This is a genomic window from Achromobacter sp. HZ34 (assembly GCF_002209485.1).
In the GTDB taxonomy this organism is placed as follows: Bacteria; Pseudomonadota; Gammaproteobacteria; order Burkholderiales; family Burkholderiaceae_B; genus Bordetella_C.
The window spans coordinates 349,805-367,184 of sequence record NZ_NJIX01000003.1 but is presented as its reverse complement, the minus strand read 5'-3'; the positions used below and the strand labels follow the sequence as shown (position 1 = coordinate 367,184).

Annotated in this window: 10 protein-coding genes and 2 pseudogenes; 4 read left to right on the top strand and 8 right to left on the bottom strand. The window is 64.5% G+C overall.

Annotated features, from left to right (window positions below):
* Positions 1-74: 74 nt before the first annotated feature.
* The gene (locus tag CEY05_RS13800; RefSeq protein ID WP_088598895.1) at positions 75-638 is read right to left on the bottom strand and encodes a YSC84-related protein; all 564 of its coding nucleotides are present in this window, start codon (positions 636-638) and stop codon (positions 75-77) included.
* A 300-nt stretch (positions 639-938) separates the two neighbouring features.
* Between CEY05_RS13800 and CEY05_RS13795 the strand changes: the two genes are divergently transcribed.
* From CEY05_RS13795 to aspT, 3 genes are all read left to right on the top strand, one after another.
* The gene (locus CEY05_RS13795; RefSeq protein WP_088598894.1) at positions 939-3,695 is read left to right on the top strand and encodes a decarboxylase; all 2,757 of its coding nucleotides are present in this window, start codon (positions 939-941) and stop codon (positions 3,693-3,695) included.
* Between the two features lie 75 nt (positions 3,696-3,770).
* A complete protein-coding gene (locus CEY05_RS13790; RefSeq protein ID WP_088598893.1) occupies positions 3,771-5,471 on the top strand; it encodes an aspartate:alanine exchanger family transporter in 1,701 nt (566 codons plus the stop codon).
* Between the two features lie 58 nt (positions 5,472-5,529).
* Complete coding sequence (gene aspT / locus CEY05_RS13785) at positions 5,530-7,227, top strand: aspartate-alanine antiporter (protein WP_158219336.1); 1,698 nt, start codon at positions 5,530-5,532, stop codon at positions 7,225-7,227.
* 59 nt (positions 7,228-7,286) lie between these two features.
* On the opposite strand, the gene CEY05_RS13780 is transcribed toward aspT, so the two are convergent.
* The 7 genes and pseudogenes from CEY05_RS13780 to CEY05_RS13750 all read right to left on the bottom strand — a co-directional run.
* Entirely contained in the window at positions 7,287-7,883 is a 597-nt protein-coding gene (locus CEY05_RS13780; protein WP_088598891.1) for a membrane integrity-associated transporter subunit PqiC, read from the bottom strand.
* On the bottom strand, positions 7,883-9,508 hold the full coding sequence (locus tag CEY05_RS13775; protein WP_088598890.1) for an intermembrane transport protein PqiB: 1,626 nt from the start codon (positions 9,506-9,508) through the stop codon (positions 7,883-7,885). Before CEY05_RS13775 ends, CEY05_RS13780 begins: the two co-directional genes overlap by 1 nt.
* Entirely contained in the window at positions 9,501-10,745 is a 1,245-nt protein-coding gene (locus CEY05_RS13770) for a paraquat-inducible protein A (RefSeq protein WP_088598889.1), read from the bottom strand. Before CEY05_RS13770 ends, CEY05_RS13775 begins: the two co-directional genes overlap by 8 nt.
* A gap of 123 nt (positions 10,746-10,868) precedes the next feature.
* Positions 10,869-11,246, bottom strand: a pseudogene (locus tag CEY05_RS13765) (response regulator transcription factor); the annotation flags it as partial.
* Positions 11,247-11,353: 107 nt separating this feature from the next.
* Positions 11,354-12,010: a response regulator transcription factor gene (locus tag CEY05_RS13760; RefSeq protein WP_255407763.1), complete on the bottom strand. Its 657-nt coding sequence runs from the start codon at positions 12,008-12,010 to the stop codon at positions 11,354-11,356.
* Positions 12,007-13,233 carry a nitrogen regulation protein NR(II) gene (locus CEY05_RS13755; RefSeq protein ID WP_088598886.1) on the bottom strand — a complete coding sequence of 409 codons (1,227 nt, stop codon included), beginning with the start codon at positions 13,231-13,233 and terminating at the stop codon, positions 12,007-12,009. Before CEY05_RS13755 ends, CEY05_RS13760 begins: the two co-directional genes overlap by 4 nt.
* A gap of 200 nt (positions 13,234-13,433) precedes the next feature.
* Positions 13,434-14,135, bottom strand: a pseudogene (locus tag CEY05_RS13750) (GNAT family N-acetyltransferase); the annotation flags it as partial.
* A 255-nt stretch (positions 14,136-14,390) separates the two neighbouring features.
* On the opposite strand from CEY05_RS13750, the gene ppc reads away from it, so the two are divergent.
* The gene (gene ppc, locus CEY05_RS13745; protein ID WP_088599219.1) at positions 14,391-17,249 is read left to right on the top strand and encodes a phosphoenolpyruvate carboxylase; all 2,859 of its coding nucleotides are present in this window, start codon (positions 14,391-14,393) and stop codon (positions 17,247-17,249) included.
* Positions 17,250-17,380: the final 131 nt, after the last annotated feature.

Here is a 17,380-nt window from a genome sequence, read left to right as displayed (position 1 = left end):
ATGCCAAGGCAAGACCAGGCTGCGCGTGTTCAAACAGCGCAACCGGATGATGGCGAAAGGCTGGCGAACTACGGTCACTCGTCGTATTTATTGATCCTTTGTCCCTGCACCCCCAGCCCGGCCATCAAGCCTTCCTGGCTGAAGATGAAGGCGTACACGTCTGCCTTCAATGTGGTGGTAGTCATCGATTTGGCCATCCCGCTATCGACCACGACCACGCTCGGTCCGACCCCCAGCGACAATCCGGCGCCGCTCGACAATTCGGCGATCGCCGTATCCGTCATCAGGAACAGCACCTCCGAGTAGGATTGCGCGCCGGCTTGCAAGCCGAAGGATAGTCCGCTGGCGCCGTAATAGCCGATGACCTTGCCTGCCTTGTTGAACATCACGCCGTTGCCGGTATGTCCGCCGACCAGCAGGCCCGCCTTGACGACATCGGGAAAGACGAGGACCGCCTTGGCGTCGGGCCGCAGCACGTCCCTGGCCCAGGGTTCCTCGGCGAACAACTGAGTGAGCGCCCTGCGTGCGTCATCGTCCAATTTGGGATCGCCGCCTCCCTTGACGGTGGGGTTGTTGGAACAGGCCGTCATGGCGAGGAAGAATGGAATGACGATGACAAGCCGAAGAATCTTGTTCATGGGGATGCCTCTTCGTGAGTACGGTCGGTTCGATGCGGCCATGTGGCGATGGTCATTGAAGCCCCGGGTTGCGCGCGGATTCCGTCCAGGTAGCTTTACGGTCATCGCTCCGGTGCTCGTCATAGTGAGGTACCCCCGGCGCTGTAGCCATTGGACCTTGGTCCAATGGCAATCCCGTGCCATTCGCGCGTTCATTGTGTTCTGGACGCGCTGCGCTACGAGCACAGTATGCGCAGGCGAGTTGCCTCATGTGGGGCCGCAGTAGCCTCCTGGTATCCGCGGGAGGGAAAGGGGAATGCCATGAATACTGAATCCGCCGGCGATCAGCATCTGGATCACCTGTTCTCGAACTCCGCCGCGCGAATGGACCGCTGGCGCGACCTCAATGCCAAGGCGCAGGCCTGGGCCGCGGAAACGCGCAGTGGTGGCAGGCAACGTGGCAGCGCACCCATGCTGGAAGCGCTCGAGGGCGTGCGTCCCATGGAAGCGTATTTCGCCTACCCCGGCGCGCTGTTGTTGCGGCTGCTTGACGAACGCATCGCGGACGGTGACGCCAGGGGCGCGGCGCGCCTGGTCCTGCGTATAAGCAATGCTTTGCTGTCAGGCAGTTACCGGTACGAGGAGGGCGTCTGGGAAGAAAGCGACGACGCGGATGCTGATGTGCCTGACCGCATGCCTCCCGGACTGGGCGAAGTCGGCACACGGCGGCCGTATTTCGAAGCGCTGTTCGTCACACCGGCGTCGACCGCGCGCCTGGCGGCCTTGGCCAGGGAAATCCGTCACTTACGGCGGCCGGACGACCTCATGGTTTATGAGGCCGTGATGGTGGGGAGTTTCGAGGACGCCTTTCTCGCCGCCGTGCTCAATGGCAAGTTGGAAGCGGTCGTGATCTACGACGGCATTCCGATTCCCTCCGCGCATGATGTCCCGCTGTTGCGCGAATTCCTGCGTATCCACAAGCATCTGGATACATCGACCGCCACCCCGCGCGAGGTCGCCATCCAGCTGGCGCAGGCGATCAAGAATCTACGGCCCGAACTCGATATCTATGTGTTGACGGACCGGAAGGTGGAAGAGCTTGCGGGCGATCGCAGGGCTTCCATGATACGCCGCGTTTTCTACGAGGTGGAGGAGCCGATGGAGGTGCATCTGAACATTCTGGAAGGCGTGCGCGATCGCTACGCCACACCTTACTTCGACAACCTGAAACGCTACGCCACCCGGCCTATCGGCACGTTTCATGCGTTGCCCATTGCGCGGGGAAAGTCCATCATCAAGTCGAACTGGATCCGCGATTTCGGCGAGTTCTACGGCCTGAATCTGTTCCTCGCGGAAACGTCGGCGACGACCGGCGGCATGGACAGCATGCTGGAGCCCACCGGCAACATCAAGGTCGCTCAGGAGAATTTTGCACGCGCAGTCGGGGCAGACCAGGTTTTCTTTGTGACCAATGGCACGTCGACGTCCAACAAAATGGTCTATCAGGCGGTTACCAAGCCAGGCGACATCGTGATCGTGGACCGCAACTGCCACAAGTCGCACCACTACGGCATGGTGCTCTCGGGTGCGCAGCCGCTGTACGTCGAGGCGTTTCCGATGACCGAGTACTCGATGTATGGGGCGGTGCCGCTGCGCACCATCAAACAGGCGTTGCTGAACCTGAAGACGGAAGGGCGGCTGGATCGCGTGGTAATGGTAACGCTGACCAATTGCACCTTCGACGGCCACATCTACAACACGCGCCGCGTTATGGAAGAATGCCTGGCCATCAAGCCCGACCTGATTTTCCTCTGGGATGAAGCCTGGTTCGGTTTCGCGCGATGGTCACCGTTCCTGCGGCCTCGCACGGCCATGGGTGCAGCGGCGGCGCTGCAGCAGTGGCGCGCCGATCCGGCTGCCCAGGAGGCCTGGGACGCACAGGTGCAGGAGGTGGGCGCAGACCTGGACCCGAAAGACGAGCGCCTGCTCGACAGACGCCTGGTGCCCGACCCCACCCGGATGCGCATCCGCGTCTATGAAACGGATTCCGTGCACAAGTCGATGTCCAGCTTGCGGCAGGGATCGATCGTGGCTGTGCGCGACGAGGACTACCAGCATCATGCCTCGGCGTTCCGCGAGGCGGTATTCATTCATGCGTCGACTTCGCCCAATGCCCAGATCATCGGCTCCCTGGACATCGCGCGCCGGCAGATGGAACTGGAAGGCTATGAGCTGGTCATGCGCGCGATCGAGATCGCCTTGGCGATCCGCAAGGCCATCGCCAGTCATCCCTTGATCTCGAAGTACTTCAGCGTGCTCGGCGCCGACAAGATGGTTCCGGAAGAATTCCGTCCTTCCGGATTCGTCGACTACCTGCGGCCTGGCGGCAACTGGATGATCGCGGCCAAGGCCTTGATGGAAGATGAGTTCTGCCTGGATCCCACGCGGCTGACGCTGGTGTGCGGTACCGCCGGCTACGACGGCACTGCCTTCAAGAATCTGCTGGCTTCCCGCTACAACATCCAGTTGAACAAGACTTCGCGCAACAGCGTGCTGCTGCAGAGCAATATCAACAATACCCGTAGCGACGTCGCCCTCTTGATCAAGGTCCTGCTGGAGATTTCCGAGGAGATCGAAGCGCGCATCGGCAAGGATGGCGACGCGGGGCGCGCCGCCTTCGACAGCCAGGTCAAGAACCTGATGGAGGATGTGCCGAATCTGCCCAACTTCAGCCGCTTCCATGACGGCTATCGCGAGGATCCTGGCAGCGTGACGCTGGAAGGCGATATGCGCTCGGCCTTCTTCGCCGCGTATAACGAGGATGAGTGCGAATACCTGCCGCTCAGGAGCCAGGCCGTGGACGACAGGCTGGCGAACGGACCGGACCTGGTCTCGGCCAACTTCGTCATTCCCTATCCACCCGGCTTTCCCATCATGGTGCCCGGGCAGATCATCGATGCCCACACCATCGAATTCATGCGCAAGCTCGATGTGAAGGAGATCCACGGCTACAACGGGGCGCGCGGACTAAAGCTGATCAAGCCGTCCGCCATCAAAGGTCGCAGCCCCGCGGCTTGACGCGCACGTCGCACCGGGCTTGTCACGACGACGGGCCGGTGCATCGCTTCCCATCCAGGAATCGAGGAGAGAGCCATGGAATGGTTTTTCGGATTTCTGAAGTCGAGTCCCTATATCCTGTTGTTCTTCACCGTGGGCCTGGCCGTCTGGCTGGGGCGCCTGACCATCAAGGGCTACGGCCTGGGGATGGTGGCCGGCGCCGTGATCGTGGGCGCGGTGCTGTCGATCTGGGCGTCGACCTATGGCATCAAGCTGCAGCTGGATAATTTCGTTCGGCTGCTTTTCTATTATCTGTTCATGTACGGCGTCGGTTTGCGCGTGGGGCCGTCCTTCATCAACAGCCTGAGCCGCGACAGCTGGGGCTTCACGCTGCTGGCGGTACTCGCGCCCGTGCTGGGCCTGGTGCTGGTGGTCCTGGGTGTCATCTGGACCGGCCTGCCGGTGGGTACCGCGGGGGGCATACTTGCGGGCAGCCAGACCATGTCTGCGGCCATCGGGTCGGCGGAGCAGGCCATCACTGATGGCGTCGTGGCACTGCCGCCAGGCCTGACGCGAGAAGGCGCGACGGGCATGATTGCGCTGTCCTACGGCATTACCTACATATGGGGAACAGTCGGCATCATCCTGATCGTCAAGTACCTGCCCCGCTGGTGGGGCGTGGACGCCAGGGCGGCCGCGAAGAGGTACGAAGATGAAGTGGGCGTGACCAATGTGGATGACGCCGGCCTGTCTGGCTACCGCGCGGGGGGGCTGCGCGCCTATCGGCTGGAGAACCCGGCCAATGTGGGCAAGAGCATCAGGCAGTTCCGCGAGGAAAACCCGGAGTATCGGGTCATCAACGTGCGGCGCAACGACGAGTCGCTCGGCGCGGATCCCGATGTCGTCATGCTGCGGGGCGACGTGGTCGCCTTGGGCGGACGCTTGGAATCCTTGACTGAAAAAATGGGATTGCTCGGGCACGAAGTTGCCGACCCCAAGGCCCTGAATGTGCCGCTTGACCAGGTGGAGATCCTGGTGACATCCAAGGATGTGGTCGGCAAGCCGCTCAAGTCCTTTCGTAATTCTGAAATCGCAGGACAGGTGCAGTTGACCAAGATCGAGCGGTCGGGCGTGCCCATGCCGATCGGCCTGGAGACGACGCTGAAGAAGCGTGACGTGCTGTTCGTCACGGGTCTCAAGCCCGCCGTGAAGCGTGCAGGTGAGCTGTTCGGCATCATCGCGCGCCCCAGCACCGCGACCGATCTGTTGACACTGTCCGTCGGCATGATCCTGGGATTCCTGATCGGCAAGATCGAGTTCCCCGCCCTCGGCAGCAAGGTCGGGCTGGGCAATGCGGGCGGCCTGCTCGTGTCCGGCATCATCGTAGCGTCCATCTCGTCGCGCTTGCGGTTTTTCGGCAGTACGCCGAATGCCGCGCGCAACGTGCTCGAGGATCTTGGGCTGGTGGTGTTCGTCGCGATCGTGGGCTTGAACGCCGGCGCTACCCTGCTGGAGCAGTTGACGGGAGCGATTGCGCTGAAAATATTCCTGGTCGGCTTTGTCGCTTGCACCATACCGCCTTTCATCGTCTGGGCGATCGGCTACCACCTGCTCAAGACCAATCCTGCCGTATTGATGGGCGTTACGGCGGGTGCGCGCAGCCATTCCGGTCCCTGCCGCGAGGCGGCCAAGGAAATCGATAGTTCGGTGCCGTGGATGGGGTTCCCCGTGGCGTATGCGATCTCCGGGGTACTGCTAACCATTTTCGGCTACTTCGCGATGGTCCTGGCGCATTAGACGGGGCAGGGATCTGAAGGGGCGGGGCGCGCAAGGCGGAACGCAACAGGAGATGAACATGTCGTTCGACTGGATCGTGGCGCTGCTGCGCCGCTCGCCGGAAATGGCGCTGTTCCTGGCGGTCCCTATCGGGTATGTGCTGGGCAGCATCAAGATCGGCAATTTTTCACTGGGAACCGTTACTGGCGCCTTGATCGTTGGTCTGGCCATCGGTCAGGCCGGCGTTGCCATCGACCGGCAATTGCGCTGGAGCCTGTTCTACCTTTTCCTTTTTGCAAACGGTTATTCCGCGGGACCGCAATTCTTCCAGGCGCTGAAGCGGGACGGGTTGAAGCCCATGGTGCTTTCACTGGTGATCGTTGTCTTCGCCGTGGCGCTTGCGGTAACCATGGGAAGGCTGCTCGGCCTGGACCCGGGTCTGACCGCGGGCCTGTTCGGCGGCGCGCTGACGCAATCGTCGGCCATGGGTACGGCGACCGACGCCATCATGAACCTGCCTGTGCCGCCAGAAGCCCAGCGCATGATGATCAACCACATTGCAGTAGCCGATGCACTGACATACGTATTCGGGGCGGTTGGCTCGATTTTTTTCCTGAGCGTTCTCGCGCCCATGATCCTGCGTGTCGACCTGCGTAAGGAAGCGGCGCTGCTGCAGGAACAGTACGGTATGCAGGACAACGCCGACGGCAGGCTGTCCGGCTACCGGCAGTTCGCGGCGCGTGCGTACAGGATATCGCCCGAGCAAGAGATGGCGGGTCTGCGTGTTGGCGAAGCTGAGCGGAAGTATGAAGGGTATCGCTATTTCGTCGAACGTATCCACCGGGGCGATCACGATATCGAACCGACCGCGGACGCGGTCTTGTTGCCAGGAGACGTCGTGGTGGTACAAGGACGTACCCAGGCGCTGGTGAACGTTGGTCCGCGTTTCGGCAGCGAATTGAACGCGCCCGAGCTGCTCGATTTTCCGGTGTCGATAGAGAAGATCCTTGCCACGCAGAGCGCGGTCATCGGTCCCACCCTGGGCGAACTGCTGAACGGGGGAGCGCTCAATCTGCGCAGCGTGGGCATGCGGTCGTTGACGCGCGGCGGGCATGATATTCCGTTCGGCCTGGCGACCCGGATCAGCCGTGGCGATGTCGTCGAATTGGTCGGCCCCACACAGGCGGTCCAGCGGGTGGCGGCGGAGATCGGCCACTCATTGCCCCCGCCCTCTTCGACCAAACTTTCCGTGCTGGGCTTCGGCGTCCTGGCGGGTCTGCTGGTCGGCTTGCCTTTCGTGGATCTGGGCGTGCTCAGGCTGACGTTAGGATCCAGCGTCGGCGTGCTGCTCGCCGGCTTGTTATTCGGCTGGCTGCGCACGCGCCGGCCCGCCCTGGGCGAGATTCCGCAGCCCGTGCTGGATTTCCTGATCAACTTCGGGCTGGCTGCCTTCGTTGCGGGGGCGGGTTTGCAGGCTGGACCGGACTTCGTTCGCGCGCTCAAGGAGCTCGGGATTTTCATCGTCCTGGCTGGTGTCGTCGTTACCTGGGTACCGCTGCTCATGGCTCTGTTGGTCGGGCGCTATATCATGAGGATGAACCCGCTGCTGCTGCTTGGCGGGTTGGCCGGCGCGCAGACGTTTACCGCCGCGTTGGCCGCGGTGCAGGAGAAGGCCGACAGCCGTATCCCGGTCCTTGGTTATACGGTGCCATACGCCACTTCCAATATCCTGCTGACGACCTGCGGCGCCGTGGTGGTGGTGCTGGCCTATGGGTGATGCGCCAGCGGGCATTGCCGGTACGCTGACGTACCGGCGCGACGCTGATCCATCGCCGCTCAGGGCGGCAATGTCGCATGGATCGCCCGCGCGATGTCCGCGCTGACGTCCGCCAAGGCTCGGCTGTGGGCATCGACCAGTTCGTCATAGCTCTGCGAACTCAGCGGCTCTTGCGCGAACGTGCGGCCGCTGTCTGCCTTGCCCGTCTTGGCGGAGCGCACTGTCCAGAGCGCCGCGATCGTTGCCGCATCGCCGGGCACGGACTCGAAGCGCTGTACCTCGATCGATACCCGATATGACTGGTCTTGCTGGTCCCATTGCTCGGTGGTGGATACCAGCGCCCCGGGCAAGGACTGCGCCAGGTCGGCGGCCAGCACATGCGCGATCTGCTCTTTCAGCGGTTCGGCCCAGCGGGTGTACTCATCGATCCTGACCTGTGCGGCGCTGGTGCGCAGCACGAACTGCGGGCGGTCCACCATTTCCGGTACCGAGACTTTGTCGATCGCGATGCTGACAGGAGTAGCCAGATGCACGTTTTCTTGTGGCGTCTGCGCGTTCAAGGTGTAGAACTTCGCGGGTGGCGAGGTCGCGCAGGCAGCCAGGGCTAGCGGCAGCGTTGCCGCCGCAAGGTTCATTGATGAAGAGTGTCGTGCCATTATCTGATCTCCGGTTTTCCACGTAGAAGCGCCTCGGGATGGCGCTCCAGGTAATCGGCCAGTGCGCGGATCGACGCCGCCATCCTGGCCAGATCTCGCATGGTTTCGGCGGTACCTTGCAGGAGCGCAGGCACCGGTTGCATGGATCGGTTGGCTGATTCCAGCGCGGTGCGCGCGGCAAGCAAAGCCGCGCGGGCGTCGGGCGCCACGCTGGTGTTGAGCGTCTTCATCAGTGCGCTGGCGTCTTTCAATCCCTGGCGCAGGTCCTTGCCTATGTCATCCAGGGGCAGCTTGTTGAATTTGTCGACCAGGCCGGTGATCGAATCCTGCAGGGATTGCAGGTTGCCCGGGGTGGTCGGCAATTCTGGCGTGCCCTCGCCGAAGGTCACCGAGGCCTTGGGCGCCTTCGGGAAGAAATCCATCGCGACGTATAGCTGCCCCGTCAGCAGGTTGCCAGTCCTGAGTTGGCCCCGCAGGCCGTTCTCGACCAGCCATTGCGCCATTTGTCGCGGATCTCGCGCCAGTCTGCCGCCTTGCGACCCCGACACATAGCGCGACGTGAAGCGTTCCGGGTAGATGCGCACTTCCACGGGAATGCTGAAGTCCCTGGCGCTGGCGTCGAAGCGCGTATAGATGCCGGTCACCTCGCCAATGACGATGCCGCGGAAATCGACGGGCGCGCCCACCGCCAGGCCGCGCACCGACTCGCGGAAATTGAAGATGTAGGTGTCGGCGATGCGGTCCTGGCGCTTCATGGCATCGGTGCGGTTCATGAACAGCGTGAATTCGCTGTTGGCGTCCGCCGCATTCGCTCCCACGGCCTCCGGTGGGTTCTGGAAAGCCAGGCCGCCGCCGATGACGGAAACGAGGGATTGGGTCTCCACCCTGATGCCGCTGGAGTCGAGCGAGACGTCGACGCCGCTGGCATGCCAGAAGCGCGTACCCGGCTTTACGTAGCGGTCGTAGGGGGCGTTGACGAAGACGTGGAGGACGATGCCTTCACCCTCGGCATCGAGCGCGTAGGAAATCACCTGGCCCACCTTCAGCCGCCGGAAGTACACCGGCGCGCCGACATCGAGCGACCCCAATGTCTCGCTCTTGAGCACGTATTCGCGGCCGGGCACGTCGCTGGTGAACACCGGGGGCTCCTCCAGCCCGGTGAAGTCGCGTCGCTTGCGGGTTTGCGAGCCGTTGTCCATGCCTATGTAGGAGCCGGACAGCAGGGTGCCGAGGCCGGACACGGACCCGCCGGAGATACGGGGACTCACCACCCAGAAGCGCGTGTCCTCCACCAGCAGGTTGGCGGCGCTCTTGGCGAGCTCGGCGGTGGCGATGACTTTTTTGTTGTCCGGTGCCAGGTCCACGCTATTGATCACGCCGATGTCTACGCTCTTGAACTTGATCTTCGTCTTGCCTGCTTCCAATCCCTCGCCGGTGGCGAAGCTGATGGTGATGGTGGGACCTTTTTCCAGGATCGCCCGGGCCGCGAGCCAGCCCCCGATCACGATGGCAATCAGCGGCACCAGCCAGACGAGCTGCACGCCCCAGCGCGAGGGCGGCCGGGCGACCGCTTCGGGAATGGCGTCCGTGCCCGCATCGTCGCGCCCGGCGTCGGGGTCAGGCATGGCGCTTCTCCGGTCGATCCCACAGCAGGCGCGGGTCGAACGCCCGCGCGGCCAGCATCGTCAGCACCACCACCGCGCCGAAGGCGATGGCCGCCGGTCCCGCCCTGATAGTGGCCAGCGCGCTGAACTGCACCAGCGCGACGAGCATGGCGATGACGTAGATATCCAGCATCGACCAGGGTCCGACGAATTCCAGCAGGCGATAGATGCGCGTGTTGCGCTGGAGCATGCCGCGCGCGTGCAGCTGTACGCTGATCACGAGAAACATGAGCGCGAGGATCTTCAGCATGGGCACCGCGACGCTGGCGATGAACACGACGATGGCCAGCGGCCAGGAGCCGGAAATCCACAGGTAGACCACGCCGCTCATGATGGTGTCGTGCTGCGCGCCGAACAGGGAGCTGGTGTACATCATGGGCAGCAGGTTGGCGGGGATGTACAGCGCCATCGCGGCCACCAGTAGGGCCCAGGTGCGGGCGATGCTGTCAGGCTTGCGAAAGTGCACTCGCGCCCCGCAGCGGGGACAGTCGCCTTCGTGGGCGTGCGCCAGTGGCGCGGATAGCAGTCCGCATTGATGGCAGGTGAAAAGGCCCGCGCGCGCGGCGCATGGCGCGGATGGCCCGGGCCAGGCATCCGGGATGTCCTGGTGCCGCCAGACGGTCCGGGGGTCGAACGATGCGGCCATGGCCGCCAGTGAAATCATCGCGGCACCGAAGGCCCACAGGCCGACAGCAGGCACCACGCTGGCGATATGCACCAGTTTCACCAGCGCGACCAGGATGCCGACGAGCAGGACTTCCGTCATGCTCCATGGCCGTGCCAGCTGCAGGACGCGATAGGCCAGGTGGCGCCGCGGCGGCGCGAGCTTGAGCTTCAAGGGAACCAGCAGGTAGAGGATGGCCAGGATCTGCAGCGCGGGCATCAGGATGGTGGTGGTGAGGACCAGCGCGCTGACCGGCCACATGCCATCGCGATACAGCAGCACACCCGCGCCAGACAAGGTGGTCTGGACTATCGTGCCGCCGACCTTCAGCCCGAGTATTGGAAAAGTGTTGGCGACGAAGAGGAATACGGTTGCCGCCAGGGCCCAGGCCAGGGTTCGATCGATGCTGGCGTGACGGCTGCGATACAGTTCCGCTCCGCAGCGGCGGCAGCGCGCGGTGCCGCCGGGCGGCAGCGCCGTCTCGCGCTGTAGCAGGTCGCAGTCGTGGCAAGCAATAAGGCCCATACGGCTCATGGTGTTTCGCTTCCCCGTGGCGGTTTCCGTGTCGTGCGATCGCTACGCCTTGCGGTTGGCCGCGGAGGCGCTGTTTGTGGCTGCCTCGGTGGCTGTGCTGGCGTCTGTCACGGCGGCGGCGCTGGCAGCCGCCCTTACAGCCGTCCTCACCGCTTCAAGGAAGGCCTCATCGTCGAAGGGCTTGCGCAAGTACGCCATGGCGCCTGCCGCCAAGGCGCGCTGGCGCAACTCGGCCTCGTCATGCGCCGTGATGAAAACCACGGGGACGCCGTTGCCGGACAAGCGCTGCTGCACCTGCAGTCCGTTCAGGCCGGGCATATGCATGTCGAGGACGATGCAGGCCGGGCGGTAGGATGGTGTCGACTCGAACCGGTGCAGGAAGAGGTCCCCTGTCTTGAACGTATCGGCGGCGATGCCGATGGAGCGCAATAGCCGCTGGATGGCACGGCTTACCGAATCGTCGTCATCCACGACGGCGACGAGCGGCATGGCGTGGTTCATGGCGAACATTTCCCTGTTGGGTACCGTCCGTGAGGCGCAACTGACGGCAGGGACAAAGGTATGACAGGGGCTGGAATGCGGATATTGGACCTTGGTCCAATGCCGCGCTATGGCTTCGGCGCCTGCGCGGGAAGCAGCGCGATGCCGGCTTTATCGGTGGCCCGCGCCAGCTCGACCAGTGAGTGCGCCGCCATCTTCTCCATGACCCTGGCCCGATGGACCTTGATGGTTTTTTCGCTGATACCCAGCTCGCCGGCGACCTGTTTGTTCAGGAGGCCATTGAGCAGCAGCGCCAGCACTTCGCGTTCGCGCGGGGTCAGGCGGTCCAGGCGCTGCCTGAATTCGGCGAGTTCGGCACGGCGCGCAAGCGCCTGCCTGGCATTGTGCAGCGCTTTCTCCACTGCCAACAGCAGGTCGGTGTCTTCGACGGGCTTCGCCAGGAAGTCCGCCGCGCCCGCCTTCATCGCCCTGACTGTCGTTGCCGTGTCGTCGTGCCCTGTAATGAAGATGATGGGCAGCGAGGCGCTGGTCGCGTTGAGTTCGCGTTGCAGGTCCAGGCCGCCGAGGTCCGGCATGCGTACATCCAGGACCAGGCAGGCAGGAAATGCTGCATCCAGGGGGAATTCGAGGAATTCGGCCGCCGACGAAAAGGCGGCCACGCGGTAGCCTGCGGTGCGTAGCAGCCGCGCCAGGGCGTGACGGACCATGGCGTCGTCGTCCACCAGGAAAATGGCAGGCGCGGACACGGTTGCGCTGGTCGTCACGCCGCGCAGCGTGGGTTCGTCATGGCGGGTACGGTGAAGAGGATCGCCGCGCCCCGCTCCTGGTTGCGTTCTGCCCATATGCGCCCCCCATGCATTTCCACGATAGAGCGGCTGATGCAAAGACCCAGTCCCAGGCCTTCGCGCTTGGAAGTGAAATAGGGCTTGAAAAGGCTGTCGAGGGCGTCTCCCGCGAAGCCGCAGCCGCGGTCGCGTACCGCGACGCGGATCATGCTGGCGCCGTCCAGCGTCGCTTCGATGGCTACCGCGCGGTCTGGCGCGGAACGGGTCGCCACGGCATCGAATGCATTCAGGACGAGGTTCAGTACGACCTGCTGCAGCTGTATCTTGTCACCCGCGACCGGGGGCAGATCGGCGGCGATGTGCAGGGACAGGCGTACGCCACGGAAGATCGCGTCGCTGTGCAACAGGGCGGCGACATCCTCGATCACACCCGCAAGACGGAGAGGCGCGCGCTCGGGTTCTCCTTGCTTGACGAGCAGGCGGACCTTGCGCAGCACCTCACTGGCGCGGTGGTTGTCCTTGACCAGGTCTATCAGTATTTCCCGCAATTCCGCTATGTCCAGGGGCGCGGTGGCGAGCAGGCGCTGGGCGGCCTGCGTGTTGCTGAGGATGGCGGTAAGCGGCTGGTTCAGTTCGTGCGCCAGGGACCCGGCGAGTTGCCCCAGCGTAGAGACGCGCGTCAGATGCGCAATGGCGCTTCGATTGTCCTTCAGCTCGGCGTGTTCGGTCCGGTCCGCGATGGTGATCAGTGTCTCGGCGGCGCCATCGGACTGCAAGCGCTTCGCCGTGACGCTGGCGGGAAACTCGGAGCCGTCCTTGCGGCGCGCGAGCGCGTCGCTGCCACATCCCGGGGCCGGCGCCTGCAATCTCGCCACCCGGCTCATGCGGCGGCGGGATGGCGGGCCACCGGCCTGCGAGGGGATCAGCGTGTCGATGGCGGTGCCGATCATGGCATCCTTGCCATAGCCGAATAATGCCGCCGCCGCGGAATTGGCGAACCTGATGAAACCGCTCCTGTGCATCAGGATGGCAGCGTGCGGGAGCAATTCCAGGATTGCATGTAGCTGCGTGTCGTCCTGCAGGACGGGTCCCGTGAATGGCTGCGCGCCAAGCATGTGCCCGTGCCACCTCTTGTAGCCCTTGGGCGCGCTGTGGCGGGGGGCGGATGGACTCCTGGCTACGGCATTGTCGGCGGGGAGCATCGTGCCGTCTCCTCTTTCTCTGGTAGTCGGCCAACCGCGCTGTGGGCGCTGATGTTCAACTCGCCGCACCCCGGTCACGGAGGAGTTGTAAATCAGCTTACTCGCGGAGTTTTGCGACGTAAAGGGATTAATCCCTTTTTAGATAGCTGCACCTCGTATGTGCAGCCCGTTGCGCGGCCCCCTCAGCCGGCGAGTTGCGCGCGGATCGCGGCCAGCGATTGCTTCTGCTGCCCCTGGGCGTCGTGATTTTCCGGCGCCAGCCAGCGTTCGAAGGACTGTTTCAACAAAGGCCATTCCGTATCGATGATGGAGAACCAGGCTGTATCGCGCGTGCGGCCCTTGTAGGCGATGGCCTGGCGAAAGATGCCTTCGAAACTGAAACCCAGGCGCGCGGCCGCCGCGCGCGACGGGGCGTTCAGGCTGTCGCACTTCCATTCGTAGCGGCGATAGCCGAGCTGGTCGAACGCGTAGGCCATGAGCAGGAATTGCGCCTCGGTGGAGATGGGCGTGCGCTTGAGCAGGGGCGAGAAGGTGACGTGGCCGACTTCGATCACGCCCACGGCCGGCGTGATGCGCATCAGGGACAGGGTGCCGACGGCTTTCTGCGTACGCAGGTCGATGACGGTGTAATGGCGCGGATCGCTGCTGCGCGCGGCGCTTTCGGCGTACGTCTTGAACGCCTCCAGCGTCGCCGGCCGCTCCAGCGACAGATACGTCCAGTCGCGGCCGTCGGGGGCGGCTTGATACGCGGCATGCAGGTCCTCGGCATGGCGCTGCGCGTCCAGCGGTTCCAGCCGGCAATAGCGGCCCTGCAGGGTGACACCGGCAGGTTCGGCGCGTGCCGTCCAGTCCGGCAGCGCGGCGCCTATGGGTTGTCCGTATTCGTTGGTGCGAGTGGCCATGGTCATATGCGATAGGGGAGCGGAGGGAACCCAGCCATTCTAGGGGCATTGTGGCTTGAGCGAATAGGCCACTTGATGTGAATTTATCCAGGCCACTATTCGCAGGTGCCCGAGCGGTAGCACCGCGAACCGCCGCGCGCCGCGCGCCTGGCGGCGGCCGCTTTGCCGTGCGCCGGAAAAAAATCCGCAGGTTCCGTATAGTGTGTTTTCCCATATACGCCCCGGCAACGGGGCCGCGCTTTGGATCCGGCCACCATGAGACAGCAGCAGGCAGAGAGCGATAAGGAAACACCCTTGCTGGAGGATATCCGCCTGCTGGGGCAGATATTGGGCGAGGTGATACGCGAGCAGGAGGGCGAGGAGGCCTATGCCCTGATCGAACACATCCGCCGCTTGGCCGTGGCGGACCGGCGGTCCAGGCCCGGCCTGGCCGACCCGACGGACCCAACCGACCCATCGGGCTTGCCAGACCCGAGCGACCCGGACGAGGGCCAGCTGGAAGACCTGCTGCACGGGCTCTCGGGCGAGCAGGCCGTGACGGTGGTGCGCGCGTTCACCTATTTCAGCCACCTGGCCAATCTGGCCGAGGACCTCCATTTCCTGCGCCGCCGCGAAGCGCACGAGCGGCGTGGCGAACAGTCGCGCGGCAGTGTCGCCGGGGCGCTGGATCGCCTGGCGGCCGCCGGTGTCGGCCAGGCCGACATCGTCGCCACCCTGGAGCGGGCCTATATTTCGCCGGTCTTGACCGCACACCCCACCGAGGTCCAGCGCAAAAGCATCCTGGACGCCGAAAAAGCCATTGCCGACCAGCTGGGCCGTTGGGAGCAACTGCGTGCCGACCCGGCCCGCGGCGAAGCCGATGCGCGCCTGCCGGGCTATCGGCGCCAGACCGAGGCGGCCATCCGCGCGCGCGTCACCCAGCTATGGCAGACGCGCATGGTGCGCAGTGCCAAGCTGACCGTGCAGGACGAGATCGACAATGCCTTGAGCTATTACGAATCGACCTTCCTGGCCGAGGTGCCGGCTTTATATGAAGGCCTGGAAGATCGCCTGGACGTGGCTCGCCTGCCGGTGTTCTTCAGGATGGGCCAGTGGATAGGCGGCGACCGCGACGGCAACCCCAATGTGTCCGCCGCGTCGCTGCGTTACGCCCTGCAGCGCCAGTCGCGCGTGGCCTTGCGCCATTATCTGGCGCAGGTGCACGCGCTGGGCGCGGAGCTGTCGCTGTCGGAGCGGCGGGTGGCGGTCAGCGCGGCGCTGCAAGACCTGGCGCAGTCTTCCGATGACGACAGTGAACGGCGCGCCGACGAACCGTATCGGCGCGCCTTGACGGTCGTCTATGCCCGGCTGGCGGCGCGCCTGCGGGCCCTGTCGGCCAACGAGAACATCTACCCGCATGAAAGCGTGACGCGTCCGGCTTATGCGACGGTGGGCGAGTTCCTGCAGGATCTGCGCGTCGTGCAGGCCTCGTTGCAGGAGAACCATGGCGCGGCCTTGGCGGCCGGGCGCTTGCGCACGCTGATACGCCAGGCCGAGGTGTTCGGCTTTCACCTGGCCACGCTGGACATGCGCCAGAGCTCGGACCGGCACGAGGCCGTGATCGCCGAGCTGCTGCGCACGGCGGGACTGGCCGAACACTATGAAGCGCTGGACGAGACGGGACGCCGCGACCTGTTGCTGCGCACGCTGGCCGATCCGCGTCCCTTGACCATTCCTGGCCATGCGTATGGCGACCTTACCCGCGGCGAGCTGGACATCTACGCCGCCGCGCGGGACGTGGTCGAGACACACGGTGCGAACGCGCTGCGGCACTACATCATCAGCCATACCGAGGACGTGAGCGATCTGCTGGAAGTGCTGGTGCTGCTGAAAGAAGCGCGCATCCTGACGGGCGAGTGGCCCGCGCAGGCACGCACGCCGGTCATCGTCGTGCCGCTGTTCGAAACCATCGGCGACTTGCGGCGCGCGCCGGACATCATGCGCGAGTACTACGCGCTGCCGGGCATCGCGGCCATGGTGCTGCGTTCGGGCGCCGAGCAGGACGTCATGCTGGGCTACTCCGACAGCAACAAGGATGGCGGCATCATCACCAGCCATTGGGAACTGTACGTGGCGGAAGTGGCGTTGGCGCGGTTGTTTGCCGATCTGTCGGCGCAACACGGCACGCCGCTGCGCCTGCGCATGTTCCACGGGCGCGGCGGCGCGGTGGGACGTGGCGGCGGCCCCAGCTACGAGGCCATCCTGGCGCAGCCGCCCGGCACGGTGAACGCGCAGATCCGCCTGACCGAGCAGGGCGAGGTGATCGCTTCCAAATACGCCAACCCGGAGATCGCGCGGCGCAACCTGGAAACGCTGGTGGCCGCCACGCTGGAAGCCACCCTGCTGCCGGATGCCCATCCGGTGCGGGAGGAATACCTGGCCGCCGCCCAGGCCCTGTCCGACGCGGGCATGGCCGCCTATCGCAATGTGGTCTACGGCATCCCCGACTTCGCGTCGTATTTCTATGAAGCGACGCCGGTGCGCGAAATCGCTGAACTCAATATCGGATCGCGGCCGGCTTCGCGCAAGCCGGGCCGCAAGCTGGAGGACCTGCGCGCGATTCCGTGGGGTTTCGGCTGGGGCCAGAGCCGCCTGACCCTGCCCGGATGGTTCGGGCTGGGCAGCGCCGTGGACCGCTATGTCGCCACGCACCCCGACGGCACGGAAGCGGCCTGGAAGCTCTTGCGCGAAATGCACCAGGAGTGGCCCTTCTTTCGCACGCTGGTGGCCAATATCGACATGGTGCTGGCCAAGAGCGATATGAACCTGGCCCGCAAGTACAGCACGCTGGTGGAGGACCGGGCGCTGGCCGCCACGGTCTTCGACGCGATCGGGGCGGAATGGCATCGCACGGTGGCCGCGCTGGCACGCATCACGGACAGCACCGACCGGCTGGCCGGCAACCCGGGTTTGGCGCGCTCGATGCGGCATCGCTTTCCTTACATCGACCCCTTGCATCATATCCAGGTCGAGTTGCTGCGGCGCTGGCGGGCGGGCGAGACGGATGAGCGGATCCAGACGGCCATCCACATCAGCATCAACGGCATCGCGGCGGCCTTGCGCAACAGCGGCTGAACGCGGGCCCGGACACGTACGCCGTGGCGTGTCCGGGCCCGCGCATCCAGCTGCGCAAGGGCAGGGCGGTGCCGTGCCCTTTTCCTATAACTGAACGTGCGAAACGGTATTAGACGCGCCTGATCCCCACT

Coding starts and splice junctions, on each gene's coding strand:
- ppc (WP_088599219.1), top strand. CDS start 14,391: ATGAGACAGCAGCAGGCAGAGAGCGATAAGGAAACACCCTTGCTGGAG.
- CEY05_RS13800 (WP_088598895.1), bottom strand. CDS start 638: ATGAACAAGATTCTTCGGCTTGTCATCGTCATTCCATTCTTCCTCGCC.
- CEY05_RS13755 (WP_088598886.1), bottom strand. CDS start 13,233: ATGCTCCCCGCCGACAATGCCGTAGCCAGGAGTCCATCCGCCCCCCGC.
- CEY05_RS13795 (WP_088598894.1), top strand. CDS start 939: ATGAATACTGAATCCGCCGGCGATCAGCATCTGGATCACCTGTTCTCG.
- aspT (WP_158219336.1), top strand. CDS start 5,530: ATGTCGTTCGACTGGATCGTGGCGCTGCTGCGCCGCTCGCCGGAAATG.
- CEY05_RS13770 (WP_088598889.1), bottom strand. CDS start 10,745: ATGAGCCGTATGGGCCTTATTGCTTGCCACGACTGCGACCTGCTACAG.
- CEY05_RS13780 (WP_088598891.1), bottom strand. CDS start 7,883: ATGGCACGACACTCTTCATCAATGAACCTTGCGGCGGCAACGCTGCCG.
- CEY05_RS13790 (WP_088598893.1), top strand. CDS start 3,771: ATGGAATGGTTTTTCGGATTTCTGAAGTCGAGTCCCTATATCCTGTTG.
- CEY05_RS13775 (WP_088598890.1), bottom strand. CDS start 9,508: ATGCCTGACCCCGACGCCGGGCGCGACGATGCGGGCACGGACGCCATT.